This is a genomic window from Brucella sp. MAB-22 (assembly GCF_025908475.1).
In the GTDB taxonomy this organism is placed as follows: Bacteria; Pseudomonadota; Alphaproteobacteria; order Rhizobiales; family Rhizobiaceae; genus Brucella; species Brucella anthropi.
The window spans coordinates 192,321-218,067 of record NZ_CP109782.1; the positions used below are offsets into that span (position 1 = coordinate 192,321).

Below are 25,747 nucleotides of genomic sequence, written 5' to 3' on the forward strand. Positions count from 1 at the left end.
CCATCCCGTAAAGGGGCTATTGATTGGAGCAGTCACGACTTCGACGGCTTTTCGGAAGGTGTTTCAACGCCTCATCGGAAAGTGCGCCTGGCAAGCGTGCATGCACCATGAATTTAGTTGGAAAACGCACAGGACGAAAAGCATCTTTGATGCTGGTTCACTTTGCGCTTCGCTCGCCTTGTGATTAGACTGAGTCCTGTGGTGTAACGCAAATGAGGTGTGCCAAATGACTCTGCGTGTATCTGGAAAGCATATGGACGTCGGTGAAGCTTTCACAACCCGGATCATTGATCGGGTGAATGAAGCAGTCGGCAAATATTTCGATCATGGCTTTTCCGGACAGGTTACGGTCACCAAGTCCGGTTCGCGTTACAGTGCGGATTGCACCTTGCACCTCGATAGTGGTGCAACTCTGCAAAGCACTGGCGACGCGCAGGATCCGCAGCTGGCTTTTGAAGCGGCCGCGGACAAGATCGAAACCCGCCTTCGCCGCTATAAGCGTCGTCTGAAATCGCGCCCGGCTACGCAGCCAGATGCGATCTATGATGACGTTGCATATCGTGTTATGGCACCGCTGTCGGAGGAAGAGGAGGATCTTCCGGCGGATTACGCGCCGACAATTGTTGCGGAATCGTCCGTCGCCCTGCGCACCATGTCGGTGGCGTCGGCGGTCGTGGAACTGGATCTGATCGAGAACCCGGTTCTGGTATTCCGCAATGCCGGCAATGATGAAGTTAACATCGTCTACCGTCGCGCGGACGGCAATATCGGCTGGGTCGATCCATCGATGGTCACCCGCCAGGCCGCGCCACGCGCCTGACGGCAAACCTGAAGCGCACGCAGCAGATCGCGATTAGGCGGCCGCGTGCGCTTCCCAAAACCGGGCCGCAAAGGCCTGATTGAAGAAGGAACGGAGAGAATGGATCTTAGTGATCTGATTCAGCCTGGGGCGATTATCCCGGCGCTGAAAGCCAGCTCCAAAAAACAGCTTTTGCAGATTCTGTCTGAAAAGGCTGCGGAACTGACCGGTCTCCCTGAGCGTGAAGTTTTCGAAACAATTCTCCAGCGTGAGCGCCTCGGTTCTACCGGGGTGGGCAATGGCGTTGCCATTCCGCACGGCAAGCTGGCGAACATCAACAAAATAGCCGGAATCTTCGCTCGTCTGGAAACCCCGGTCGATTTCGAGGCGCTGGACGATCAACCCGTCGATCTTGTTTTTCTGCTTCTCGCGCCGGAGAACGCCGGCGCGGATCACCTGAAGGCACTCTCGCGTATCGCCCGTATGCTGCGCGATGCCGATACGGTTGCTAAATTGCGCGGCACACATGACGCGCAGGCGCTCTATTCATTCCTGACAGCTCAGCCTGCTTCCAACGCCGCCTGAGTTCAAATAGTTTCTCGTAGACAAAACCGCCGTTCGGCTTGAACGGCGGTTTTGTTTGTTTGCTCGCAGAAACGAATTGGCAGGGAAGGAAAAAACAGTCCGAGCAGAAGCATATTTCTTCTGCCTCAAGACGACTTGCGGCATTTGTATACGCCACGATCTTCCGTACTTGATTTCATACGGAAGCGCGATACCGGCGATGGCCGGTATCGCGTCTATCCTTAGTGCAGCATTACCGTGCGCAGTTCATGGTCTTGCGCGCCTTGTAGCGCGGTGGCGCGGACATCGGAGAGCACGATTGGCTCGCCGCTGGCGCCAAAAAGCGCCCAGAGTTCAAGACCCGGCTCTATCGGTGGGAGGGCAGGGAAGCTGCGGGCAAGGTCATCTGAACGGATCTTGCGCACATAGGCAACTTCACCTTCGCCGAGATGGGCGAATTCATTTTCGGTGAATATATGTCTGTTCATGGTCTTAGCCTCCATTTCGTCGGCATGTCATTTGCGACCATGCCGCATCAGAGCTTCACATTTTCAATATAGCGATATTGTGCTGAACAAAAACTGAACAAGCTCAGTCTTTCACCGCTATGCTGATTCGTTTAACCAGCCGTTCGGGTTCGGGGCGGTCGAGATCGATGGCCAAAAGGCCGTTTTTCAGGTCGCAACCGAGAACCCGCATACCGTCTGCCAGGACGAAAACGCGCTGGAACTGTCGGGCAGCGATGCCACGATGCAGAAATTCCCGTTCGGTATCGTCGGTCTGGCGTCCGCGGATGACGAGCTGATTGTCTTCCGTCATGACTTCGAGGTCTTCGCTGGCAAAACCGGCCACCGCCAAAGTGATGCGCAGACGTTCGGAACCCGTCTCGCCGCGCAGGCGTTCAATATTGTAGGGCGGATAACCGTCGCCGGATTTTGCGATCCGTTCCAGCGTTTTTTCCATCGTGTCGAATCCGAGCAGCAAAGGGCTCGAAAACGGTGTCATTCTTGTCATTGCATCAGTCCTTGATGAGAAGCGACCGTTATGAAGAGAACCCTTACGGCGTATCTCCTCGCTAACTGATATGGCTTGTGAAAAGCCTGACTTCAAGGGCCAATCCGGATTCCTTCGTTTCAACTTAAAACGAAGGAGAAGTTCAGGATACCCGGCAATATTAGGGTCAGGACCGATTAATTTGATGGAAATGGCACCTGAAATGACAAGGGCTGCTAGGAGAGACGCGAAGAACGGGGTGGTTTCCCCGGTCAAGCGGTTCGACGCAGCAGATCGCCAGTCATTTCGGTGTCCAGAGGATGTGGTCCATCCACCCGGCTACTTTGTCGAAAAAGCTCGAAAATGAACCACATTTCCTTCGCCTTTTCTCCTCGTATCCGAATGGATGGCCTCACACCATTTTCACCAAATTAATAGGTCCTGACCCCAGGGTGTTGCTATCGGCGTGCTTCTGAAAGCGCTGCGCCGAAAGCTGTCGCAAAGCTTTCGCGATCATCCGGGGAGAGGAAGTTTCCGATCACGACACTCGCTTCACGGCTTTCGATGCTCATACCGGTAATTCCGATATCCGGCTTTCGGGCAACCTTGAATCGCGTCCAGAATGGATTGAAACGGTGCGCAGTCATCTTTCCGGACGCTGCATATTTGCGAATATGCAGGGCAGAGCGGGACACGGAGATTTCCTCACGCGCGCGAGCAGACCGGTAATTCCAGCGAAAAGCCAGATAGATCAGCAGTACATCGAGACCGAAAAATCCGAAGATCGGCCATGCGCCGATGGACCAGAAAAGAATACCGACGAACATCCAGCAGCCGATCAGAGCGCTCATCAATATGGTGAAGCCCGTACGTCCCAGCGAACGATAGGGGGTGAGGAGAGCTTCGAAAATGGGTTTGTCGAACCGATCAGGTTCTGCGCCGTCTGGGTGATGCATAGCATTCAGGTCGTCTGGCAGATTGTCCCGGCCTATACTGGCCTGCGGCAAGCTGCTGATTGTTTTGTCGATCAAGAAACTATTATAGAGACGGAATGGAAAAGGCCAAAATCAAATCGCCTGTGAACGTTTCTGCCGCCACCCGCCCTCAACGTCGGGTGCGTGGTACGCTTTATACGGCCGATGAAATCCATGAGATATTTCGCCGTTTCTCCATTCAGAGACCGGAGCCGAAGGGCGAGCTTGAGCATGTGAATGCCTTTACGCTTCTTGTCGCCGTGGTTTTGTCGGCACAGGCCACCGATGCCGGGGTCAACAAGGCGACGCGCGGGCTCTTCGCAATTGCCGATACGCCGCAGAAAATGCTGGCGCTGGGCGAAGAGAAAGTCGGCGACCACATTCGCACCATTGGTCTTTGGCGGAACAAGGCAAAGAACGTCATTCTCCTGTCCGAAGCCTTGATCCGCGATCATGACGGAGAAGTGCCGGGGGACCGGGACGAACTGGTAAAGCTGCCGGGTGTTGGCCGCAAGACGGCCAATGTGGTGCTGAATATGGCTTTCGGCCAGCCGACAATGGCGGTGGACACGCATATCCTGCGCATCGGCAATCGGATTGGTCTTGCTCCGGGAAAAACGCCAGAGGCCGTGGAAGCCATCCTCGTCCGGGTCATCCCCGCAGAATACATGCTTCATGCGCATCACTGGCTGATCTTGCATGGGCGTTACGTGTGCAAGGCGCGCAAGCCGGAATGCGAGAAATGTGTGATTGCCGATATCTGCAAATATCCGGCGAAAACCTGCGACATTCCTGCGCCGCTTATCCCCTTGCCGCCGCAGGCGTGAGCCGGGCTTCGCGTTGCGAGACAGCCTTGTGCAGATGGACCATCATCGTTGCCGCAAAAAGCGGTGTCAGCAGATTGACGATGGGGATAGCCATGAAGCCTGCAATCAGCAGCCCGGCCAGGAAGACGGTTACGCTATAATGCGACCGTAGCGCCTTGGCCTCGGCTTCGGAATGATAACGCATAGCGGCAAACTCGAAGAATTCCCGCCCGAGCAGATAGGCATTGATGACGAAGAAGGCGATCAGATTGACGCCGGGTATGAACAGCATGAACAGGGCGACGATGTTGCCGAGGATGACGATACTGAGGAATTTCAGCGAAACAACGATAGAGCGGCCGGTCGGCAAAGGCGTACCGGGTGGATCGTTCGGATAGTCTTCACGCTCGACCACTTCGGCGACGTCATCGAGAAAGAGACCTGCCACAAGTGCAGTGACAGGTGCGATCATCAATGCGAGAACAAGCGCCAGACCAAGGCCTGCGACAATGGCTGCAACAATGCCGAGCCAGCCAGCCCATTCCGGCATGCCGGGCAGAATCTGCTCCATCCACGGCCAGGCAAAAGTAAAAAAGATTTGACGAACTGCCGCCCAAAGACCGATCAGCAGCAACAGCGTCAAACCGAGAGTTTTCCAGAAAACTGCACGCAATTCTGGCGTGGTCAGGCGTTTCAGAGCTTTCAATGCAGCATCTAAGATCATTTTCGACCCAATTCCGACTGTAGACGAAGATGGAAATAGGTATGCCTTCATCTTGGCGCAAGCTGCACTACCCACAATGCGGGAGGCTTGCAGGGTAGCCAAAGGGGTTTCAAACCGCTAAACCGGCACCCACATGACTGCCGCATATCCGGCCCAACGCATGTCGCGGAAAAGTGCATAGCGACTTTTCCGATGACGATCTGCTTTTGCCGGATAGGAGACTAATCAAAAGGGGAGCTTCTCGCGCTCATGGCCACATTCGACGTTCTTTGCATCGGCAATGCCATTGTCGATATTCTTTCGCGCACCGATGACGCTTTTCTGGAAACGAATGGAATCGTCAAAGGCGCGATGAACCTGATCGATGCAGAGCGTGCTGAATTGCTCTATGGCCGGATTGCAGGTCCGGCAACAGAAATGTCGGGTGGCAGTGCCGGAAATACGGCAGCCGGCGTCGCGAGCCTTGGCGGACGCTCGGCCTATTTCGGCAAGGTTGCGACCGATCACCTGGGCCGTGTTTTCGCGCATGATATCCGCGCGCAAGGCGTTGCATTCGACACCCGCCCGCTGGAAAAGGGATCGCCGACTGCTCGCTCCATGATTTTCGTGACGCCGGATGGCGAACGCTCGATGAACACCTATCTCGGTGCGTGCGTGGAACTCGGACCGGAAGATGTCGAAACCTCCAAGGTGTCCGATGCGAAGGTGACCTATTTCGAAGGCTATCTGTGGGACCCGCCGCGCGCGAAGGAAGCCATAGTCATGGCATCGAAGATCGCCCACGAAAAGAAGCGCCAGATGGCGATGACGCTTTCCGATCCGTTTTGTGTCGACCGGTATCGCGAAGAGTTTCTGGAACTCATGCGCTCGCGCACTGTCGATATCGTTTTCGCCAATGAGGATGAGGCCAAGTCGCTCTATAAGACGAAGTCGCTTGAAACGGCGATTGCCTCCATGCGTATGGACTGCGCGCTTTCGATCATCACCCGTTCGGAAAAAGGTGCGGTCGTCGTCACACCTGACCAGACCTTGACCGTCCCAGCTATTGAAATCGACGCGCTGGTCGATACGACCGGCGCAGGCGATCTCTACGCAGCTGGTTTCCTTTACGGTTATACGAACGAGCGTTCACTGGAAGATTGCGCCCGTCTTGGTTCATTGGCGGCGGGGCTTATTATCCAGCAGATGGGGCCGCGTCCGCAGCTCAGCCTGCAGGCCGCTGCAGGCCAGGCTGGCCTTGTTTAAGATTTATTCCGGCCTGATGATCCGGTCGCGCTGAAGCTCTTCTTCAGTGCGTCCGGGGCGGCTTTTATAGACGGGCAATGTCCAGCCGAAATAAAGTGCGCCGCCGCGAATGAGAAACGCGGTCAGAGCCGCTGCAATCGCACATATAGCTGGCTCGACCTGCAACCAGGCAAGCAGGACATAGAGACACGCACCGGCAAGCGAAGCCGTGACATAGATTTCGCGACGCATTAGCACGGAAGGCTCGCCCGCCACCATATCGCGCAATATGCCGCCCAGAGTGGCTGTTGAAATGCCGGTCACAATGGCGACGGATGGTCCGAAACCGAGCGCCAGTCCCTTGGCTGCACCTATTACGGTATAGGCGGCCATACCAATGGCATCGAGCCAGAGCAGGACTCGATAGCGCGACTCGACCATGTGTGCGGTGAAATAGACAAAGATAGCCGCCAGCGTACCCGCCAGCAGATAAGTCGGCTCGACAACCCAGAAAACCGGTGCACCGAGGACGAGATCGCGGAACGTTCCGCCGCCAATACCGGTGATATTGGCAAGGAACAGAAAACCGATGATATCGAGCTGGCGTCGCGATGCTGCAAGAGCGCCGGTCGCAGCGAAAACGAAAACGCCTGCGAAGTTCAAAAACTCAGGAATCGTCACGCTGCAGCTCTCCTCCACACTTCCAGTGACAATTTTTCACCGGTTCGCGCCAATAGCAATATGCACCTTAGAGCATAATCCGACCGGAGTGAAACGAGGATCGATAAGATTATGATTAAAATAGAATAGGTTAGACCGCTGATCCGATCCAGTCAGATCGAAATGCGCTCTATCGCAAACTGGACTGCAGATATGAAAAGAGCGGCAGACAAAGCCGCCGCTCCAATACTCATCCGTTATTGCTGATATAATCAGCCATTGCCTTCGGAAGCGCCGTTGTCGGCAGTCGCCTTCGGGCCGCCTTTGGACACACCGACCATGGCCGGGCGCAGAACACGGTCGCCGATGGCGTAACCATCTTGCACGACCTGCACGACGGTGTTGTTCGGCAAATCCGGATTAGGCACTTCGAACATGGCCTGATGGAAGTTCGGATCGAACTTCTCGCCTTCCGGTTCAAGTTTCTTGACGCCGTGACGCTCCAGAGCCTGCAGCATGGCGCGTTCGGTCATTTCGACGCCGTCTGCGAGCGACTTCAGGCTGGCATCGGTCGCCAGAGCATCAGCAGGAATAGCGTCGAGCGCGCGGCGGAGATTGTCAGAGACCGACAGCATGTCGCGAGCGAAGTTGGTCACGGCATAGGTGCGCGCATCTTGCACATCGCGCTGGGTGCGCTTGCGAAGGTTTTCCATCTCGGCTGCAGCACGCAGGAGCTGATCCTTCAGCTCGCCATTGTCAGCTTCGAGCATCGCGATCCGGTTTGCGGTTTCATCTACCGCCGCCTCAGCTTCATCCTCGGCAACTTCCGCACGAGCTTCAGCCTTGCGCGCTTTCAGAAAATCGTCGGCAGCTCGGTTCAGCGCCTCACGATCCCGGGGATTGTTGATGTCGCGCTGCTCAAGATCGGGGTTCTGGGATTTGTTTTTTTCGTCAGCCATAATGCTACTTCCGTCTTGAATATCTTCTGGGGCGGATATCGAGTTTCATGCCAGTAAAATCAAGGTCTATTTTCAGGGACTTGGTTTGTCCCGGCAAATCTCACAGTTACCGCAGGAGCCGGGAAACGATCTGAGCGGTGTAGTCCACCATGGGAACGATCCGCGCATAGTTGAGCCGTGTGGGCCCAATGACTCCCAGAGCACCAATAACCCTTTGCTCGCTGTCGCGATAGGGGGCGACCACCAGCGATGAGCCGGAAAGGGAGAAAAGCTTGTTCTCCGAACCAATGAAGATGCGGACACCCGAACCGGCTTCGGCGAGATCGAGAAGCTGGACCATGCCGTCCTTGGTCTCAAGATCATCGAACAGATGGCGCAGGCGCTCGATGTCTTCCTGCGCATGGATGTTTTCCAGAAGATTGGCGCGACCGCGAACGATCAGCCGCGCCGGTTGATCCGTTCCAGCCCCGCTCCAGACCGCCAGCCCTTGGGCAACAAGTTCCTGCGATAGCTGATCGAGTTCCTGCCGTGTTTCTTCCGTCAGCTTTTTCAATTCGGCTTTGGCTTCGGAAAGCGTGTGGCCATGGATGTGTGCGTTGAGAAAGTTCGATGCCTCGACCAGCTGCGAATTGCTGATGCCGACGGGCAGATTGACGACGCGGTTTTCGACATCGCCGTTCTGCATGACAAGAACAGCCAGTGCCCGTGTCGGTTCGAGACGAACGAATTCGATGTGCTTGAGTGCCCCTTCCGCTTTGGTGGCAAGCACGAGGCCCGCGCCGCGCGACAGACCTGAAAGAACTTGGCTTGCCTCGGTAAGAACGCTTTCGACCGAATTGTTCATTCCGGCGGAACGAACCTGCGCCTCAATGGAGGAGCGTTCCTCCGGCGGCAGATCGCCCACTTCGAGAAACGCATCGACAAAGAAGCGTAGCCCGATCTGGGTCGGCAGGCGTCCGGCTGAGACATGCGGTGCGTAGATGAGGCCCAGATGCTCGAGATCGCTCATCACATTGCGGATCGTGGCAGGTGAAAGCGTGTGTGGCAGCAGTCGTGAGAGATTGCGCGAGCCAAGCGGATCGCCATCGTTCAGATAGGTTTCCACAATCAGCCGGAAAATATCGCGCGAACGCTGGTCGAGCGAACTCAAAAGCTGGTGTTCCGGCGTTTTCATCATAATATGGTCGCGAACCCTAGTGTGGCTTTGAATCCGAAATTCGTTCACAGCGCTGTTCCCAGATGATGCGAATTTCGGATTCGCCACACTGGAAATAGCATACGCCAAATATAAGGTCGCAAGTCAAAGCGTCAAAGCCTTTAGGCTATAGTGACAGGCCTCTCAACATCTCTGACGGTTTTTCGGGCAGAATGGCTTTCTATTTGCGACCGGGAAGCCTAAAAAGCCGCACCGGAAAAATGAATCGAGGAAATTTCTATGCGTCCATCCAAGCGTGCGGCTGACGAAATGCGTGCCGTTTCTTTCGAACGCGGCATCTCCAAACATGCCGAGGGCTCCTGCCTCGTCAAGTTTGGCGATACGCATGTGTTGTGCACCGCAAGCCTTGAGGAAAAGGTGCCGGGCTGGATGCGCAATACGGGCAAGGGCTGGGTCACGGCGGAATACGGCATGCTGCCGCGTTCGACCGGCGACCGCATGCGCCGCGAAGCCGCTGCCGGTAAGCAGGGCGGACGCACGCAGGAAATCCAGCGTCTGATCGGACGCTCCTTGCGCGCCGTCGTGGACATGCAGGCACTTGGCGAAGTACAGATCACGGTAGATTGCGATGTCATTCAGGCCGATGGCGGCACGCGGACGGCAGCCATCACCGGCGGCTGGGTAGCGCTTCATGAATGCCTGCGCTGGATGGAAGCGCGCCAGATGGTGCGCGTCGAGAAGGTTCTGAAAGATCATATTGCGGCGATTTCCTGCGGCATCTATGAGGGCGAGCCGGTGCTTGATCTCGACTATGCCGAAGACTCTGTCGCCGAGACCGACAGCAATTTCGTGATGACCGGCAAGGGCGGAATTGTCGAAATTCAGGGAACGGCGGAAGGTGCACCTTTCTCGGAAGAAGAGTTTGCCAATCTGATGAAGCTCGCTCGCGGCGGCATTGATCGCCTTGTGTCCTTGCAGAAGATGGCCGTGGCCTGATAGGAACGAGGTCTGCTCGATATATTGAGGAGACCTCTTCCATGCGCGCAGCACGCATCCTTGAAACCGCACTCTATGTCCGCGATGTCGCGGAGGCTATAGAGTTCTATCACGGCACTTTGGGGCTGGAGCCGGTCGGGAAAGTCAGCGAGCGCAACGCATTTTTCCGGTGCGGCGACGGCATATTGCTTCTCTTCAAGGCCGAAGAGACGTTGAAGCCGCCATTGCCAGAGCACTTGCCCGTGCCGTCACATGGCACAAGCGGCCCCGGCCATGTATGTTTTGCCGCAAGCCGGGAGGAGATGGAAAGCTGGCGCAACCATCTGGCAAAACATGGCATAGCAATCGAGGCCGAGTTCGACTGGCCGAATGGTGCGCATTCGATCTACTTCCGTGATCCATCCGGCAATTCATTGGAGATTGCCGAACCCAAACTGTGGAACTGAAAATGAGAAAACTGGAACAGGGCAAGCTGATCGTCGCTTCGCACAATGCGGGCAAGCTGAAGGAGTTCGACGGTCTGATCGGCCCGTTCGGCTTTGAGGTCAGTTCGGTTGCCGCTCTTGGCCTGCCGGAGCCGGATGAAACCGGTACCACGTTTGAGGAAAACGCCTATATCAAAGCGCTTGCGGCAGCTGAAGCAACGGGGCTGCCAGCACTTTCGGATGATTCCGGCATGATGGTCGATGCGCTCGATGGCGATCCGGGAGTCTACACGGCAAACTGGGCCGAGACGGAAGACGGCACACGCGATTTCGACATGGCGATGCAGAAGGTCGAGAACCTGCTGCAAGAAAAGGCTGCCGTTGCGCCACAGCAGCGCAAGGCGCGTTTCGTATCGGTCATCTGCCTTGCCTGGCCCGATGGGGAGGCTGAATATTACCGTGGCGAAGTCGAGGGCGCGATTGTCTGGCCGCCGCGTGGCAATACGGGGTTCGGTTTCGACCCGATTTTCCTGCCCGATGGCTATGAAAAGACTTTCGGCGAAATGACTGCCGATGAGAAGCACGGCTGGAAGCCTGGTGATGCTTCGGCCTTGTCGCATCGTGCTCGTGCCTTCAAGCTTTTCGCCGAAAAAGCGCTTAATGTGGAGCCGGCATCCGCAAAATGAACAAGCTGTTTCCCCCTTTGCAGGCAATAGATGCTGCTCGCGCAAATGCCGCCGGGTCGATCCCAATCGCGCGTGCAAATGGGGAAAATGCGTTTGGCGTTTACCTGCATTGGCCATTCTGTCTGGCCAAATGCCCTTATTGTGACTTCAACAGCCATGTTCGTCACAAGCCGGTCGATCAGGCGCGTTTTTCGGAAGCATTTCTTCGCGAGATGGAAACCTTGCGTGAGCGCACCGGCCCACGCACGATCACCAGCATATTCCTGGGCGGCGGCACGCCGTCGCTGATGCAGCCGGAAACCGTGGGCGCGCTTCTCGATGGGATCGCGTCCCATTGGTCGGTGGCACCGGACATTGAGGTGACGCTGGAGGCCAATCCGACCAGCGTGGAGGCAGACCGTTTTCGCGGCTATCGCGCGGCAGGCGTTAACCGCGTGTCGCTTGGCATTCAGGCGCTCAATGATCCTGATCTGCGTCGTCTTGGCCGCATGCATTCGGTCGAGGAAGCCAAGGCGGCCATTCGGTTGGCACGTGAGATTTTCCCGCGCCTGTCCTTCGATCTGATCTATGCACGCCCGAACCAGACAATCGAGGCCTGGCGGGAGGAACTGAAAGAGGCCATCGGACTGGCTGCCGATCATCTGTCGCTCTATCAGCTGACGATCGAGGAAGGCACGCAGTTCTATAATCTCTGGAAGGCTGGCAAGCTGACGACGCCCGAGCCGGATCACGCTGCAGCCCTTTATGAGGAAACGCAAAGGGTCACGGCAGAGCACGGCCTTCCTGCCTATGAAATCTCCAACCACGCGGTGCCGGGGCGCGAGTCACAGCACAATCTCGTCTATTGGCGTTACGGGCAATATGTCGGCATTGGTCCCGGCGCGCATGGGCGTTTCGTGGAAAATGATATTCGTACCGTCACCATGACCGAAAAACATCCGGAAACCTGGCTGGATAAGGTCGAGCGCAATGGCCACGGCATTATCGAAGAAGAATATCTCGATGGCGGACAGGAAGGCGACGAATTCCTGATGATGGGCTTGCGTTTACGCGAAGGCATCGATCTTGCCCGCTATGAGCGACTTTCTGGCCATGCGGTTGATGAAAAGCGACTTGCGAAACTGATCGCGGAAGGCATGATCGAACCGATGAGCGGCAGCATCATTCGCGCAACGCCGGATGGCGCGCTGGTGCTCGACGCGCTGGTTGCCGATCTGGCCGCATAAGGAACTTATAATGACGGACGAAGCAGGCGCCCACAATATTGGCGATGGGCGACGGGAATATGTGGTTGGCGGCACGACAATGCGCGCCCGGCCACTGGAACCTGCTCTTTATATCGTCTCGACCCCCATCGGAAATCTCGGCGATATGACGCTGCGCGGTATCGAAACGCTGGCGTCCGTCGATATTCTGGCTTGCGAAGATACGCGCGTAACCCGCGTTCTGCTCGACCGCTATGGTATAGCGCGCCGCCCCATCAGCTATCACGAACACAATGCCGCCGAAGCCGGTGAAAAGCTGATAGCGGCTCTGTCAGCGGGCAAAAGCGTTGCGCTGGTGTCCGATGCCGGAACGCCGCTCGTCTCCGATCCCGGTTTCCGTCTGGTGGGCGAAGCGCGCGAGGCGGGCATTCGTGTCGTACCTATTCCGGGTGCTTCCGCCGTTCTGGCCGCACTTGCCGCTTCGGGCCTGCCGACCGACGCCTTCATGTTCTGCGGCTTCCTGCCCTCCAAGCATGGGCAAAAACAGTCGAAGCTTGAAAGCCTCAAGGGGATCGACGCAACGCTGGTGTTCTATGAATCGCCAAACCGGACAGCGGCAACGCTGGCGGAAATGGCCGAAGTGTTCGGGCCGGATCGTCTGGGCGCGCTCTGCCGTGAACTGACCAAGGCCTACGAGACCATTCGCACTGCGCCGCTGGGCGAGCTTGCAGCCGAGTTTGACGGCGAAGATCGCATTCGCGGTGAAGTTGTTCTGCTGGTGGGGCCGCCAACGGGCAACGCCGTTCCGCAAAGCGAGGAAGACATCGACAAGCTGCTGCTGTCGCTTGTCGCAGAGTTGCCGCCATCCAAGGCCGCAGGCGAGGCAGCACGTATGACCGGCGGACAGAAATCGGTTCTCTATCAGCGTCTCATGCAATTGAAATCGGATCAGCGATGACAGACCTCCGCGAGAAGAAGCGAACTGCTTTCTTTCGCGGACACAGTGCCGAACGTTTTGCTTCCGTGCTTCTTCTTCTGAAAGGTTTTCGGATCGTCGCCCGGCGCTATCGAACACGGCTCGGCGAAATCGATCTGATCGCCCGGCGTGGCAATCTGATTTTGATCGTTGAGGTCAAGGCGCGGAGCAGTCTGGAAGCAGCGCACCTCGCTGTCACGCCGCAGGCCATGCGCCGCATCGAAGCCGCAGCCGATCTCTGGCTGCAACGCCAGCCCGACCATGCCCGCCTGTCGCTGCGTTTCGATCTGATTGCCGTGCTGCCGCGACGGTGGCCCAAACATATTCCGGCATTCTTCACGAGCGGCAACTACTGATAAGTCTATGTAAATCCTATAAAAATTGTGGGGTATATTTCCGGCATTACGGGAAATTAAAATCCCGTATTCCTCTGTTTTGAGGAAAAGTGATGCTCGCCGTGATTTTCACGCGCAAGCCCGTTTCTTATAAATCTCCCGCTCTCCATGGATAATGGCGCCATCTTTTTACCAGACGCATTTCTGTAACTGAAACCGGTATCGGCTTTCTCTGGAAATGCTCCCAAGGATCGCACCGTGTCTCTACCGCAAAAGCGTTTACTGGCTGATTTTCCTGCCTTCTTCCGGGTGTCGGAAGAGGTGGTTGTCGTCGTTGGCGGCGGCGAGGAAGCTTTGAACAAGGCGCGCCTTGTGGCGCAGACTTCGGCGCGACTTCGCATCGTTGCCGAAGAAACTGAGCATCATCTGGTCGATTTCATTGCAAGCCATGGTGCAGAGCATGTTGCGGCACCTTTTGCGCCCGAACATGTTGAAGGCGCAAAGCTTGTTTTCGTGGCGACCGGCGATGAGGCGCAGGATCGCGCCATTGCTGCCGTGGTCAAGGCCGAGAGGGTTCCGGTCAATGTCGTCGACCGTCCTGCACTTTGCGATTTCCTGACACCCGCCATTGTCAATCGTGCGCCGCTGACGATTGCGATTGGTTCGGAAGGGACGGCCCCGGTTCTGGCGCAGATGGTGCGCGCGCGTATCGATGCCGCGTTCTTGCCGCGTCTGGGTGAGCTTGCGCATTTTGCCGAAAGCTGGCGTCCGCTGGTCGAGCGCGCCTTGCCGAAGGGGCTGGCGCGCCGCAGCTTCTGGCGCGGGTTCTTTTCGGGCCGCGTCGCCCATGCCATCGAGAATGGCGACCGGGAGGAAGCACAGAAAGCCGCGAGCGACCTGATCAAGCAGCGCGACAATGCCGCCGGTTATGTCTGGCTGGTCGGTGCCGGTCCGGGTGCCGAAGACCTGCTGACCCTGCGCGCCCATCGCGCCTTGATGGAAGCCGATGTGATTGTGCATGATGCGCTGGTGCCGGAAGGTGTCATCGCCATGGGTCGCCGCGATGCCGAGCGTCTTGCCGTCGGCAAGCGCAAAGGCTGCCATTCCAAGAGCCAGGAAGAGATCAACCGCCTGCTGGTAACGCTCGGGCGCGAAGGCAAGCGCGTTGTGCGGCTGAAATCCGGCGATCCGCTGGTGTTCGGACGCGCAGGTGAAGAAATGGCCGCACTGCGTGCCGCCGGTATCGGGTTCGAAATCGTGCCCGGCATCACTTCTGCCTTTGCCGCCGCAGCCGACATGGAACTGCCGCTGACGCTGCGCGGTGTCGCCTCGTCGCTGGTGTTCACCACCGGCCATGACATGACCGGCGACGTGCTGCCGGGCTGGGCGAAGCTCGCCGTCTCCGGCGCAACCATTGCCGTCTATATGGGCTCGACCGTCGCGGCATCGGTTGCCGCGCGGCTGATTGGTGCGGGCCTGCACGAAGATACCGCCGTGGCGGTGGTGGAAAATGCGAGCCGGCAGGACAAGCGCCTGTTCCACGGCACGCTGAAAGATTTGCCGGATCTGGAAAGCCGCAAGGAACTTTCCGGTCCGGTCATGGTGATCATTGGCGATGCGGTCGCCGGTGCCGCCATCGACAAAGCCGAAGCGCTGGCCCTCAGGCCGGTTTCCGTCGCAGCCTAAGAGCGCATCCCGAAAAGTGTGCAGCGGTTTTCGGACAAGATGCGCTCAAAAACAAAAAGTTAGAGCGCAGGATGCGCGGTTAACAAAAGTTTGGAGTTTGGAAATGGTTGTAAAAGTTCTCACTGCAAACCGGCTGATCGACGGGCAGGCTGTGTGGCTCGGTGCCGACGGCTCCTGGCAGGAAACCATCGACGGCGCGCTGGTCGCTCGTCACGTAGAGGCCGTTGAAGCGCTTGAAGACGCGGGCAAGGTTGCTGCAAAAGCTAATCTGGTTGTCGATGTGAACGTGATCGATGTCGAGGAGCGCGAGGAGGGACTTTACCCCATCCGTCTGCGCGAGCGCATCCGTCTTTCCGGCCCGACCATCGTGACCTTTGGCGATTTGCCCCTCGAAAAGCCTGAATTGAAGCGCGCCTCCTGATTGTGGATTTGGACCTAGCCTATGTATCGTTACGATGAATTCGACCGCGATTTTGTTGCGGCCCGTGTTGCCCAGTTCAAGGATCAGGTCGAGCGCCGTCTGACCGGGGAGCTGACGGAAGATCAGTTCAAGCCGCTGCGTCTGATGAACGGTCTCTATCTGCAACTGCACGCCTATATGCTGCGCGTGGCAATTCCCTATGGTACGCTTTCGAGCCGCCAGCTTCGCAAGCTAGGCCACATTGCCCGCGTCTATGACCGTGGCTTCGGCCATTTCACCACGCGCCAGAATATCCAGTATAACTGGCCCGCCCTGAAGGACGTGCCGCGCATTCTGGAAGAGCTGGCGGAAGTCGAGATGCATGCCATCCAGACCTCCGGCAATTGCATTCGCAATGTGACGGCTGATCATTTCGCAGGCGCTGCCGCCGACGAAGTGGCCGATCCGCGTCCGTTTGCCGAAATTTTGCGCCAGTGGTCGTCGCTGCATCCGGAATTTTCCTATCTGCCGCGCAAGTTCAAGATTGCCATCGTCGGCTCGGACCATGACCGCGCCGCCATTCAGGTGCATGACATCGGCTTGCAGTTGAAGAAGAACGAGGCGGGCGATCTGGGGCTGGCTGTCTATATTGGCGGCGGTCAGGGCCGCACGCCGATGGTGGCCAAGAAAATCCGCGACTTCCTGCCCATCGAGGACATGCTGACCTATGTGACGGCCATCGTGCGCGTTTATAATCTGCATGGCCGTCGCGACAACAAATACAAGGCGCGCATCAAGATTCTCGTCCATGAAACGGGCGTTGAAGAGCTTACCCGCGAGATCGATGCCGAGTGGGACGAAATCCGCAATGGCGAATTGAAGCTGCCGCAGCGCGATATCGACGCCATCGAAAGCTATTTCCGCATGCCGAACCTGCCGCAACGGCCGGAAGGCTGGGAAGTGCTGGCCGTCACGCAGAAGGCCGATGCGGAATTTGCAAGCTGGGTGGCGCGCAATGTCACGCCGCACAAGAACCCGGATTATGCCGTCGTCACCATTTCGCTCAAGCCCATTGGTGGCATTCCGGGCGATGCGAGCGCCGAGCAGATGGAACTGGTGGCGGATATTGCCGAGACCTATTCCTTTGATGAAATCCGCGTCAGCCACGAGCAGAATCTGGTTCTGCCGCATGTGGCCAAGGCCGATCTCGCAGCCGTTTACGATCTGCTGCAATCGGACGGTCTGGTGACGCCGAATGCCGGTCTCATCACCGATATCATCGCCTGCCCCGGTCTCGATTATTGCGCCCTTGCCAATGCACGCTCCATTCCGGTGGCGCAGCGCATTTCGGAGCGCTTCGGCGACCAGAGGCGCCAGCTTGAGATCGGCGATCTCAAGATCAAGATTTCCGGCTGCATCAATGCCTGCGGCCATCACCATGTCGGCCATATCGGCATTCTGGGCGTCGAGAAGAAGGGCGAAGAGCTTTATCAGATCACGCTTGGCGGTTCGGCGGACGAGCATTCGACCATCGGTGACATCACCGGTCGCGGCTTCTCGTCGGAAGAAGTGGTGGATGCCATCGAAACGGTCGTGGATACCTATCTGGGCTTGCGCGAAAGTCCGGAGGAAAACTTCCTCGCCGCCTATCGCCGGGTTGGCATGGAGCCGTTCAAACGCGCGCTTTATGGAGAAATAAGCCGTGCAGCTTGATGCTGAAGAAAGCGCTGCCGCCGAAGCCCGCCTTTTGGAGGCAAGCCACGGCGCGTCTTCCCCGCAGGATGTGATCGCGCTCGTCACGCGTGAACTCTATGAGGGGCAGATCGCGGTCGTGTCGTCCTTCGGCGCGGAATCGGCTGTGCTTTTGCATATGATCTCGGAAATCGACCCGGCGACGCCAGTTCTGTTTCTCGATACGGGAAAGCATTTTCGTGCGACACTTGATTATCGTCATGATCTGGTGGACCGGCTGGGATTGACCGATGTGCAGGATATTCTGCCGCTGGAAGACAGTGTCAGGACGGAAGACCCGTTTGGCGCTTTGTCGATGACCGATAAGGATCGCTGCTGCTTCATCCGCAAGGTCGAGCCGATGGCGCGCGCCGTGGCCCCTTATCGGGCCTGGATGACGGGCCGCAAGCAGTTTCAGGCATCGACCCGCGAAAGCCTGCCGGTATTCGAATCGGTCGGTTCGCGCATTCGTATCAATCCGCTGGCGCGTTTGCAGGCAGCCGATCTCAAGGCCTATGCCGAAAAACACGACCTGCCGCCGCATCCGCTGATCGCGCAGGGCTATCGTTCCATCGGCTGCATGCCTTGCACGCGGCCCGTGAACGACGGTGAAGATCAGCGTGCCGGGCGCTGGGCGGGGTCGGAAAAGACAGAATGCGGCATCCACCTGTCGGGCCTGTCCGACAGCTTGAAGAATTTGGGAGCAGGTGACCGGAAATGAGCAATATCAACGAAACCAAACTCTGGTCTGCCGATGGCTTTCGCGAAGACGATTATGTCTTTGTCGACGATCTTGAGGCGGCAGGCGATACGCCCGCGATCATCATTCCGCTGGCCGTCTGGCTCGGACTGGATGAGGAGCGCCGCCGCGCCTCCAATCGCCGGATCGGCGTTTCGGTGGCGCCGGGCGAAGCCATTGATCCGCTTCGGGATGATCTGGGCAGCGTGCCGCTGATCGCCTTGCAGTTTCCGGCCTTTAATGACGGGCGTTCCTATTCCAAGGCGGAGATTTTGCGTCGCGAAGGTTTTGCGGGTGAATTGCGCGCTGTCGGCGATGTGCTGATCGATCAGGCCGCCCTGATGCTGCGGACCGGCTTCGACAGTCTGCAGGTGACGAACAAGGTTGCCCAGAGCCGTCTTGGCGAAAATCGTCTGGTCGATACGCCCGGCTATTATCAGCCGGGACGTGGATCAGTACCGGAGGAGGCCGGGTTTGCCTGGCGTCGTGTCAAGGCAAGTTAGGCACATCGCTCAAATTTGCCATTTTTCTGCACGCCTTGATGCGCTAGATACGCCTCAGCAAATTCAGGGAGTCGCGGCGTGATCCGGCATATTGTTTTCTTCAGTGTCAAAGAAGGTCAGGATATAGAGACTGTCAAAAAGGGATTGGAGCAACTTGGCACCATTCCCCATGCTGACCTTTTTGAAGTTCTGCCAAATTCCAGGGTCGATCCGATGTGCGACCGCATTGATCTCGTGGTCTATGCCGAGTTCAAAGATGAGGAAGCGCTTTTTGCTTTCAAGAAGCATCCGACCTATGACGCGACGACGCAACTGGTGCGTCCTATGCGCGAATTGCGCTTTTCAGCCGATGTTGTGACAGACAAGCGCTAAAGCATTTCCAGCAAAAGCGCGAAGCGGTCTTGCGTGCGGAAACGCGTAAAATAACTACCAGTCGGCCTGTGGTCTTTCCTGTAGCGGCAGGCCGCCGAAAAGATCAGGCTCGCTGGACGTTTTTGCTCGCTCGATATTGAGAAGCTTCAGTTTCGTCGCCGTGCCACCTGCCGCCGAAAAGCCGCCGACCTTGCCATTGGCGCCGAGCACCCGGTGACAGGGCACAATGATCGGAAACGGGTTCTTGCCCAGTGCATAGCCGACAGCCTGTGAGAGACTCACATCGCCGATCCTTCGGGCAATCGCGCCATAGGTCGTTGTCTCACCCGGTTTCAGCTCAAGAATGATTTCATAGACCTGCCGGTTGAGATCGGGTTGGTCATCCAGCGCCAGCGGTGTAGTTGAAAAATCGACATTGTCGCCTGCCAGAAGCGCGCGCACACCCTGGATTGCATTGCTGACGAAGGAGGGCATGTCGACTTCTTCGGCACCGGGGAACCGCTCACCGAGCCGATAACGGGTTTCCTTCTCGTCAGCATCCCCGATCTCGACGCCCACAATCTTCTGGCCGCGCCAGGCAATGCCGCACGGTCCGATCTCTGTTTCGAAAATGGTGACGCCTGACGATTCCATGGAAGTCATATTAACATGGTTTTGAACGGGACAAATGCCGGTTATCGGGCAACGATAGGAACGTTCACGTGAAAAGTCGCAACAATTGCGAAAAATGGCGCAGCGAAATGGTTGAAGAACGACACGAATAATGATTGTGTGATGGCGACCGGCCAATGCCCTTAAATGGCCAAACGGATTGACGAGAGTTTCCGGCACCTGTCACGGCGGGAGCGGAACCAAGGAATTTAAATGGACGATTACGAGCGATATGCCACAGGGTTGATGATCGTTTTTGGCGCGCTGATTATCGGCGGCCTCATGGCGGCTAACCTGTACCACGGCGACAAGCCGGGCTTTTTATTCGCGCTGGGCGCTGCGGTTGTCAGCTGGTTCGCGGCCTTTGCCGTCCTGTTTGACAAGCCACGCGTTTATGGCGTGATGATTGCGGTTGCGATCGGTCTGGTCGCGGCTTCAATTGGTGCTTATGTAACCTGATTTTTGAACCGTATGATTAAGAAAAAAGCCCCGGTTTTCCGGGGCTTTTTCGTTTTAGAGATATGGCGAGTAGCACTGGCGCCGTGGCCCATAATTGGGCTGGAACGTATTATCGTAGGCTCGGTAGGAACGATAACGGTTGTAGCACCACCGCACATGCGGGTTGCCGCCGCGATAGACCGGTGCCGGACGGTAGCGATAAGCAGGCGGCGGTCCCCAGTAACGGCGATCATAGCGATAGTATGGGCGGTAACGCGGACGATCATGCCGCCAGTGTCGACGATGCTCCCGCCAATAGCGGCGGTCACCACGATAGTCGTAATACTGAACGTTCTGAACATTCGGTGCTGGAGCCTGGGCGGACGGTGTCGCCATCAAAGACGGCTGCGCCGCATTCGCAGTTCCGGCAGCAGCGGATAGTCCCATGCCGAGTGACAAACATGCGGCAAACAGGGAATAAGCAAACCTTTTCATCGGTCTCTCCTCACAGCGCATACCGAAAAATGTGAAACGGCTTTCGGATAAGATGCGCGTAAAAATAAACAACACATATCGTCCCTGCCGTTATTTTAGGCCGGACATTGTGGCGGAGCAGTGGCCCTGCGCAGTCACGATTTCTTCGTTGCGGCAACAGATGGGTGATGCTCTGATTTTGGGGTAGGAATTAGTCTCCCCGAATTGACATAAAGATATGTTTATGTCATTAAGCGACTTCCGTGATGTGCGTATAAAGGGCGATTCAGGTTTATGTGTCCGAACAGACCTGCTGCCTGGTAACAGATTGAATATAGGCGGTGTTTTATGGCCTCTTCCCTCGATGGTCTTTTTGGTGCAACGGCTGCGCAGCCGGATGGCTCAGAAGTGCTCGCAGCTCTCACCAAGGCAGCGCGTGAGCGCATCCTGATCCTCGACGGCGCGATGGGAACCCAGATTCAGGGACTTGGTTTTCATGAAGAGCATTTCCGCGGCGAGCGCTTCGGCGCCTGCGACTGCCAGCTTCAGGGCAATAACGACCTTCTGACCCTGACGCAGCCCAAGGCTATCGAGGAAATCCATTATGCCTACGCCATTGCGGGCGCGGATATTCTCGAAACCAATACGTTTTCGTCCACGACAATTGCCCAGGCCGATTACGGCATGGAAGAGCAGGTCTATGAATTGAACCGCGACGGTGCGCGTCTGGCCCGTCGTGCAGCCTTGCGCGCCGAGCAGAAGGACGGCCGCCGCCGTTTCGTTGCGGGCGCTCTTGGACCGACAAACCGCACCGCATCGCTGTCGCCTGATGTCAACAATCCCGGCTACCGCGCTGTTACCTTCGACGATCTGCGCATCGCCTATGCCGAGCAGATCCGGGGGTTGATCGACGGCGGTTCCGACATCATCCTGATTGAAACCATCTTCGATACGCTCAACGCCAAGGCTGCCGTCTTCGCCTCGGAACAAGTGTTCGAGGAAAAGGGCATCTTCCTGCCGGTGATGATTTCCGGCACGATCACCGATCTTTCCGGCCGCACCCTGTCCGGCCAGACGCCAACGGCATTCTGGCATTCGTTGCGTCACGCCAAACCATTTACCATCGGCCTCAATTGCGCGCTCGGCGCCAACGCTATGCGTGCGCATCTCGACGAATTGTCGACCATTGCCGACACCTTCATCTGCGCCTATCCGAATGCCGGTCTGCCGAACGAGTTTGGCCAGTATGACGAAACGCCGGAAGCGATGGCTGCCCAGATCGAAGGCTTTGCCCGCGACGGTATGGTCAATGTGGTCGGCGGCTGTTGCGGTTCCACGCCCGAACACATCCGCGCCATTGCCGAGGCCGTCGCAAAACATCCTCCGCGCAAGCCTGCCAAGGTCGCGCCGCTAATGCGCTTGTCGGGCCTCGAGCCCTTCACGCTGACCGAAGATATTCCTTTCGTCAATGTCGGCGAACGCACCAACGTGACCGGCTCGGCACGCTTCCGCAAGCTGATCAAGGCTGGCGATTTTGCTGCTGCACTCGACGTCGCGCGCGATCAGGTTGTCAACGGCGCCCAGATCATCGATATCAACATGGATGAAGGCCTGATCGATTCCGAAAAGGCCATGGTCGAATTCCTCAATCTGATTGCTGCCGAGCCGGATATCGCTCGCGTGCCGATCATGATTGACAGCTCCAAATGGGAAGTGATCGAGGCTGGCCTGAAATGCGTTCAGGGCAAGGCGGTGGTCAATTCCATCTCGATGAAGGAAGGCGAGGAAGCCTTTATCCATCACGCCAAGCTCGTCCGTGCTTATGGCGCGGCGGTTGTCGTCATGGCTTTCGATGAAACCGGGCAGGCCGATACCGAGGCGCGCAAGATCGAAATCTGTACCCGGGCCTACAAGATCCTGACCGAACAGGTCGGTTTCGCACCGGAAGACATCATCTTCGACCCGAACATTTTTGCGGTGGCGACCGGTATCGACGAGCACAATAATTACGGCGTCGATTTCATTGAAGCGACACGCAAGATCATGGCGACCTTGCCGCATGTCCATGTCTCGGGTGGCGTGTCGAACCTTTCCTTCTCGTTCCGCGGTAATGAGCCGGTGCGCGAGGCGATGCATGCCGTGTTTCTCTACCACGCCATTCAGGCGGGTATGGATATGGGCATCGTCAATGCCGGTCAGCTGGCGGTTTACGATGCCATCGATCCGGAACTGCGCGAGGCCTGCGAGGATGTGGTGTTGAACCGCCGCTCCGATGCGACCGAACGTTTGCTGGAAATCGCCGAACGTTTCCGCGACTCCGGCTCGAAAGAAGCCAAGGTGCAGGATCTGACCTGGCGCGAATGGCCGGTGGCAAAGCGCCTCGAACATGCGCTGGTCAACGGCATTACCGAATATATCGAAGCCGATACGGAAGAGGCGCGACAGTCCGCCGAACGTCCGTTGCACGTCATCGAAGGCCCGCTGATGGCCGGTATGAACGTGGTTGGCGACCTGTTCGGTGCCGGCAAGATGTTCCTGCCACAGGTGGTCAAGTCGGCCCGTGTGATGAAGCAGGCCGTGGCCGTTCTCCTGCCATATATGGAAGAAGAAAAGCGCCTCAATGCTGAAAAAGGCATTGGCGGTGGTGAACGTCAGAGCGCCGGCAAGGTGCTGATGGCGACCGTGAAGGGCGACGTGCATGATATTGGCAAGAATATCGTTGGCGTTGTGCTGGCCTGCAACAATTACGAGATCATCGATCTCGGCGTCATGGTGCCATCGCAGAAGATTTTGCAGGTGGCGCGCGACGAAAAGGTGGATATCATTGGCCTTTCCGGCCTCATCACGCCTTCGCTGGATGAGATGGCGCATGTGGCAGCAGAAATGGAGCGCGAAGGTTTCGATATTCCGCTTCTGATCGGCGGCGCGACCACGAGCCGTGTCCATACGGCGGTGAAGATTCATCCGCGCTATGAACGCGGACAGGCAGTCTACGTCATCGATGCAAGCCGTGCCGTCGGTGTGGTTTCGAGCCTGCTGTCACCGGAAGGCAAGCAGGCCTATGTTGACGGTCTGCGCGGGGAATATGCCAAGGTGGCAGCCGCTCACGCGCGCAATGAAGCGGAAAAGCAGCGCCTGCCGATCGCTCGTGCCCGCGCCAATGCGCATAAGCTCGACTGGGATAATTTTGTTCCGGCAAAGCCGACATTCACCGGCACGAAGACCTTCGACGATTACGATCTGGCCGAAATCGCCCGCTATATCGACTGGACGCCGTTCTTCCAGACCTGGGAGTTGAAGGGCCGCTATCCGGCAATTCTTGAAGACGAGAAGCAGGGCGAAGCCGCCCGGCAACTCTGGGACGACGCTCAGGCGATGTTGAAAAAGATCATCGACGAAAAGTGGTTCACGCCGAAAGCTGTCGTCGGTTTCTGGCCCGCCAATGCGGTCGGCGACGATATTCGTCTTTTCACCGATGAAAGCCGGAACGAGGAACTTGCCACTTTCTTCACGCTGCGCCAGCAATTGAGCAAGCGCGATGGTCGTCCGAATGTGGCGATGTCCGACTTCGTCGCACCCGCCGAGAGCGGAAAGCAGGATTATGTCGGCGGCTTCGTCGTCACGGCAGGCATTGGCGAAGTGGCGATTGCCGAGCGTTTCGAGCGCGCCAATGACGACTATTCCGCTATTCTTGTGAAGGCGCTGGCCGACCGTTTTGCCGAAGCCTTTGCGGAACTGATGCATGAGCGCGTGCGCAAGGAATTCTGGGCCTATGCGGCGAATGAGACCTATTCGCCGGAAGAACTGATCGGTGAACCCTATCAGGGTATTCGTCCGGCTCCTGGCTATCCGGCACAGCCCGATCACACTGAAAAGACGACCCTTTTCCGCCTTCTGGACGCGACCGCGAATACGGGCGTGGAACTGACCGAAAGCTACGCCATGTGGCCCGGCTCTTCCGTATCGGGTCTCTATATCGGCCATCCGGAAAGCTATTATTTCGGCGTGGCCAAAGTCGAACGGGATCAGGTCGAGGATTACGCGAGCCGCAAGGGAATGACGATAGAGGAAGTCGAGCGCTGGCTCGCACCGATCCTTAATTATACCCCAGGTGCAGCTCCCGAAGAGGCTGCGGCGTGACAAATGCCGCAACTCGATTAGCTTAATCTCATATACTCGTATTTCTGACAGATGTATTGGGTGCGTTTGACTGGTTTGTAGTTGCTTGTTGACTACAAACCGGCAGACGTAGCTGCGTCGGCTCGGCATTCCATGTTCCAGAACCGTTGATTTATTTGGCGTTTTAGAGCTGGCTCTGCCTCATGTAATAGCTAAGTATTTATTAAAGTAATTTATAATTTAGATCACTGTAATATTTAACCGGTGGAGATGTATGCATTTCTGATTAGTATATAGAGAAAAGTACATAGATGTGTTACTGATTTGTTGGCGTTTTATTTAAATGCTTCGAATTTCAATAATCATCAATAGTTATATTTTTCGTTGGGAAGTCTGCAATGAAATGGGAACAAATTTATGAATCCATGCAATCTGCTGACGATGCCGGACAGCTCCTTGAATATATAGGCACCTATGCCAGGCAGTGCGGATTTGCACATACGGCTTATGTCATGCGCGTTCCCTTGTTGAACGGCGTGGTCAAATGGCTCAGCTTTGGGTCGTTGCCGCAGGAATGGACCGATCACTATACAGCCCGAAAATATGCGGATGTTGACCCATTGGTTCGCAAGGCACTGAACAGCATAGAGCCATTGGTCTGGTCGTCGAAGCTCTTTGCGGAAGCACCACAGATATGGGCGGATGCACAGCGCTTCGGCCTCAAGGTCGGGATTTCCCAGCCGTGTTGGGCTGCTCAAGGCGTGTTCGGAATGCTGTCTTTCCTGAGAACTGGCCCGGCATTATCTTCCGGCGAGATTTCAATGTTGCGGCGCCAGATGCAGATCGCAGCCAATCTGCTGCATTTGTCCATGTATGAACATCTTGATGTTCCGACGATGAACTGCGTTTCTGAAGTGAACCTGACAATGCGCGAGCGGGAAATCCTGCGCTGGACGAGTGAGGGAAAGACTGCCGAGATCATCGGCACGATCCTCAATATTTCGACGCGCACGGTGAATTTCCATATCAGCAACGTGCTCACAAAGCTTGTTGCGGTGAATAAGGTTCAGGCCGTCGCCAAGGCCCGCACTTTCGGTCTTCTGTAAATATCTTCCAAGTCCCTCGGCGGTTTGATCCGAAGGGCATTTTTCA

General features: G+C 56.8%; 28 protein-coding genes. 19 read left to right on the forward strand and 9 right to left on the reverse strand.

Annotated elements, in window-relative coordinates; all coding sequences use genetic code 11:
* Nucleotides 1-226: 226 nt before the first annotated feature.
* Nucleotides 227-820: a ribosome hibernation-promoting factor, HPF/YfiA family gene (hpf, locus tag OHI65_RS10420; RefSeq protein ID WP_010658005.1), complete on the forward strand. Its 594-nt coding sequence runs from the start codon at nt 227-229 to the stop codon at nt 818-820.
* A gap of 99 nt (nt 821-919) precedes the next feature.
* Nucleotides 920-1,384: a PTS IIA-like nitrogen regulatory protein PtsN gene (ptsN, locus tag OHI65_RS10425; protein WP_006465889.1), complete on the forward strand. Its 465-nt coding sequence runs from the start codon at nt 920-922 to the stop codon at nt 1,382-1,384.
* A gap of 221 nt (nt 1,385-1,605) precedes the next feature.
* Here ptsN and OHI65_RS10430 read toward each other — a convergent pair whose 3' ends face one another.
* The 3 genes from OHI65_RS10430 to OHI65_RS10440 form a co-directional block, all read right to left on the reverse strand.
* Nucleotides 1,606-1,851: a DUF1150 family protein gene (locus OHI65_RS10430; protein WP_010658006.1), complete on the reverse strand. Its 246-nt coding sequence runs from the start codon at nt 1,849-1,851 to the stop codon at nt 1,606-1,608.
* 103 nt (nt 1,852-1,954) lie between these two features.
* Complete coding sequence (locus OHI65_RS10435) at nt 1,955-2,377, reverse strand: Hsp20 family protein (RefSeq protein WP_010658007.1); 423 nt, start codon at nt 2,375-2,377, stop codon at nt 1,955-1,957.
* A 437-nt stretch (nt 2,378-2,814) separates the two neighbouring features.
* Nucleotides 2,815-3,312 (reverse strand): DUF2244 domain-containing protein, encoded by a 498-nt coding sequence (locus OHI65_RS10440; protein WP_125300588.1) that lies wholly within the window; start codon nt 3,310-3,312, stop codon nt 2,815-2,817.
* Between the two features lie 95 nt (nt 3,313-3,407).
* On the opposite strand from OHI65_RS10440, the gene nth reads away from it, so the two are divergent.
* Nucleotides 3,408-4,157, forward strand: coding sequence for an endonuclease III (gene nth / locus OHI65_RS10445; protein ID WP_094514689.1), 750 nt, complete (start codon nt 3,408-3,410; stop codon nt 4,155-4,157).
* Here the strand turns inward: nth and OHI65_RS10450 are convergent.
* A complete protein-coding gene (locus OHI65_RS10450) occupies nt 4,132-4,860 on the reverse strand; it encodes a sulfate transporter family protein (protein ID WP_125300550.1) in 729 nt (242 codons plus the stop codon). The two genes, nth and OHI65_RS10450, sit on opposite strands and share 26 nt — an antisense overlap.
* A 249-nt stretch (nt 4,861-5,109) precedes the next feature.
* Between OHI65_RS10450 and OHI65_RS10455 the strand changes: the two genes are divergently transcribed.
* The gene (locus OHI65_RS10455; RefSeq protein ID WP_125300551.1) at nt 5,110-6,105 is read left to right on the forward strand and encodes an adenosine kinase; all 996 of its coding nucleotides are present in this window, start codon (nt 5,110-5,112) and stop codon (nt 6,103-6,105) included.
* Nucleotides 6,106-6,108: 3 nt separating this feature from the next.
* Here OHI65_RS10455 and OHI65_RS10460 read toward each other — a convergent pair whose 3' ends face one another.
* The 3 genes from OHI65_RS10460 to hrcA form a co-directional block, all read right to left on the reverse strand.
* Nucleotides 6,109-6,765, reverse strand: a complete 657-nt coding sequence (locus tag OHI65_RS10460) for a trimeric intracellular cation channel family protein (RefSeq protein ID WP_010658012.1) — start codon at nt 6,763-6,765, stop codon at nt 6,109-6,111.
* Between the two features lie 251 nt (nt 6,766-7,016).
* Entirely contained in the window at nt 7,017-7,703 is a 687-nt protein-coding gene (gene grpE, locus OHI65_RS10465) for a nucleotide exchange factor GrpE (protein WP_010658013.1), read from the reverse strand.
* A 106-nt stretch (nt 7,704-7,809) separates the two neighbouring features.
* Complete coding sequence (gene hrcA / locus OHI65_RS10470) at nt 7,810-8,880, reverse strand: heat-inducible transcriptional repressor HrcA (RefSeq protein WP_010658014.1); 1,071 nt, start codon at nt 8,878-8,880, stop codon at nt 7,810-7,812.
* Between the two features lie 258 nt (nt 8,881-9,138).
* Here hrcA and rph point away from each other — a divergent pair, with 258 nt between their 5' ends.
* The 12 genes from rph (at nt 9,139) to OHI65_RS10530 (ending at nt 18,913) form a co-directional block, all read left to right on the forward strand.
* Nucleotides 9,139-9,855, forward strand: a complete 717-nt coding sequence (gene rph / locus OHI65_RS10475; RefSeq protein ID WP_010658015.1) for a ribonuclease PH — start codon at nt 9,139-9,141, stop codon at nt 9,853-9,855.
* Between the two features lie 41 nt (nt 9,856-9,896).
* The gene (locus tag OHI65_RS10480; protein WP_125300552.1) at nt 9,897-10,301 is read left to right on the forward strand and encodes a VOC family protein; all 405 of its coding nucleotides are present in this window, start codon (nt 9,897-9,899) and stop codon (nt 10,299-10,301) included.
* Between the two features lie 2 nt (nt 10,302-10,303).
* The gene (gene rdgB, locus OHI65_RS10485) at nt 10,304-10,966 is read left to right on the forward strand and encodes an RdgB/HAM1 family non-canonical purine NTP pyrophosphatase (protein WP_125300553.1); all 663 of its coding nucleotides are present in this window, start codon (nt 10,304-10,306) and stop codon (nt 10,964-10,966) included.
* Complete coding sequence (hemW, locus tag OHI65_RS10490; RefSeq protein ID WP_125300554.1) at nt 10,963-12,192, forward strand: radical SAM family heme chaperone HemW; 1,230 nt, start codon at nt 10,963-10,965, stop codon at nt 12,190-12,192. Before rdgB ends, hemW begins: the two co-directional genes overlap by 4 nt.
* A gap of 10 nt (nt 12,193-12,202) precedes the next feature.
* Entirely contained in the window at nt 12,203-13,129 is a 927-nt protein-coding gene (gene rsmI / locus OHI65_RS10495) for a 16S rRNA (cytidine(1402)-2'-O)-methyltransferase (protein ID WP_125300555.1), read from the forward strand.
* Entirely contained in the window at nt 13,126-13,503 is a 378-nt protein-coding gene (locus OHI65_RS10500; protein ID WP_010658020.1) for a YraN family protein, read from the forward strand. Before rsmI ends, OHI65_RS10500 begins: the two co-directional genes overlap by 4 nt.
* Nucleotides 13,504-13,740: 237 nt before the next feature.
* A complete protein-coding gene (cysG, locus tag OHI65_RS10505) occupies nt 13,741-15,168 on the forward strand; it encodes a siroheme synthase CysG (protein ID WP_125300556.1) in 1,428 nt (475 codons plus the stop codon).
* A 103-nt stretch (nt 15,169-15,271) separates the two neighbouring features.
* On the forward strand, nt 15,272-15,589 hold the full coding sequence (locus OHI65_RS10510) for a DUF2849 domain-containing protein (protein WP_011982381.1): 318 nt from the start codon (nt 15,272-15,274) through the stop codon (nt 15,587-15,589).
* Nucleotides 15,590-15,610: 21 nt separating this feature from the next.
* Nucleotides 15,611-17,281 carry a nitrite/sulfite reductase gene (locus OHI65_RS10515; RefSeq protein WP_125300557.1) on the forward strand — a complete coding sequence of 557 codons (1,671 nt, stop codon included), beginning with the start codon at nt 15,611-15,613 and terminating at the stop codon, nt 17,279-17,281.
* The gene (locus OHI65_RS10520) at nt 17,271-18,020 is read left to right on the forward strand and encodes a phosphoadenylyl-sulfate reductase (RefSeq protein ID WP_125300558.1); all 750 of its coding nucleotides are present in this window, start codon (nt 17,271-17,273) and stop codon (nt 18,018-18,020) included. Before OHI65_RS10515 ends, OHI65_RS10520 begins: the two co-directional genes overlap by 11 nt.
* The gene (locus OHI65_RS10525) at nt 18,017-18,541 is read left to right on the forward strand and encodes a DUF934 domain-containing protein (protein WP_125300559.1); all 525 of its coding nucleotides are present in this window, start codon (nt 18,017-18,019) and stop codon (nt 18,539-18,541) included. The genes OHI65_RS10520 and OHI65_RS10525 overlap by 4 nt, the downstream gene beginning before the upstream one ends.
* Before the next feature lie 78 nt (nt 18,542-18,619).
* A complete protein-coding gene (locus OHI65_RS10530) occupies nt 18,620-18,913 on the forward strand; it encodes a Dabb family protein (protein ID WP_125300560.1) in 294 nt (97 codons plus the stop codon).
* Nucleotides 18,914-18,967: 54 nt separating this feature from the next.
* Here the strand turns inward: OHI65_RS10530 and OHI65_RS10535 are convergent, their stop codons facing one another.
* The gene (locus OHI65_RS10535) at nt 18,968-19,546 is read right to left on the reverse strand and encodes a methylated-DNA--[protein]-cysteine S-methyltransferase (protein ID WP_264359152.1); all 579 of its coding nucleotides are present in this window, start codon (nt 19,544-19,546) and stop codon (nt 18,968-18,970) included.
* Between the two features lie 231 nt (nt 19,547-19,777).
* On the opposite strand from OHI65_RS10535, the gene OHI65_RS10540 reads away from it, so the two are divergent.
* Nucleotides 19,778-20,023, forward strand: coding sequence for a hypothetical protein (locus OHI65_RS10540; protein ID WP_010658028.1), 246 nt, complete (start codon nt 19,778-19,780; stop codon nt 20,021-20,023).
* 54 nt (nt 20,024-20,077) lie between these two features.
* Here the strand turns inward: OHI65_RS10540 and OHI65_RS10545 are convergent, their stop codons facing one another.
* Nucleotides 20,078-20,497: a BA14K family protein gene (locus tag OHI65_RS10545; RefSeq protein ID WP_010658029.1), complete on the reverse strand. Its 420-nt coding sequence runs from the start codon at nt 20,495-20,497 to the stop codon at nt 20,078-20,080.
* Between the two features lie 327 nt (nt 20,498-20,824).
* Between OHI65_RS10545 and metH the strand changes: the two genes are divergently transcribed.
* A complete protein-coding gene (gene metH, locus OHI65_RS10550) occupies nt 20,825-24,616 on the forward strand; it encodes a methionine synthase (protein ID WP_094514701.1) in 3,792 nt (1,263 codons plus the stop codon).
* A 377-nt stretch (nt 24,617-24,993) separates the two neighbouring features.
* Nucleotides 24,994-25,701, forward strand: coding sequence for a LuxR family transcriptional regulator (locus OHI65_RS10555; protein ID WP_010658031.1), 708 nt, complete (start codon nt 24,994-24,996; stop codon nt 25,699-25,701).
* Nucleotides 25,702-25,747: the final 46 nt, after the last annotated feature.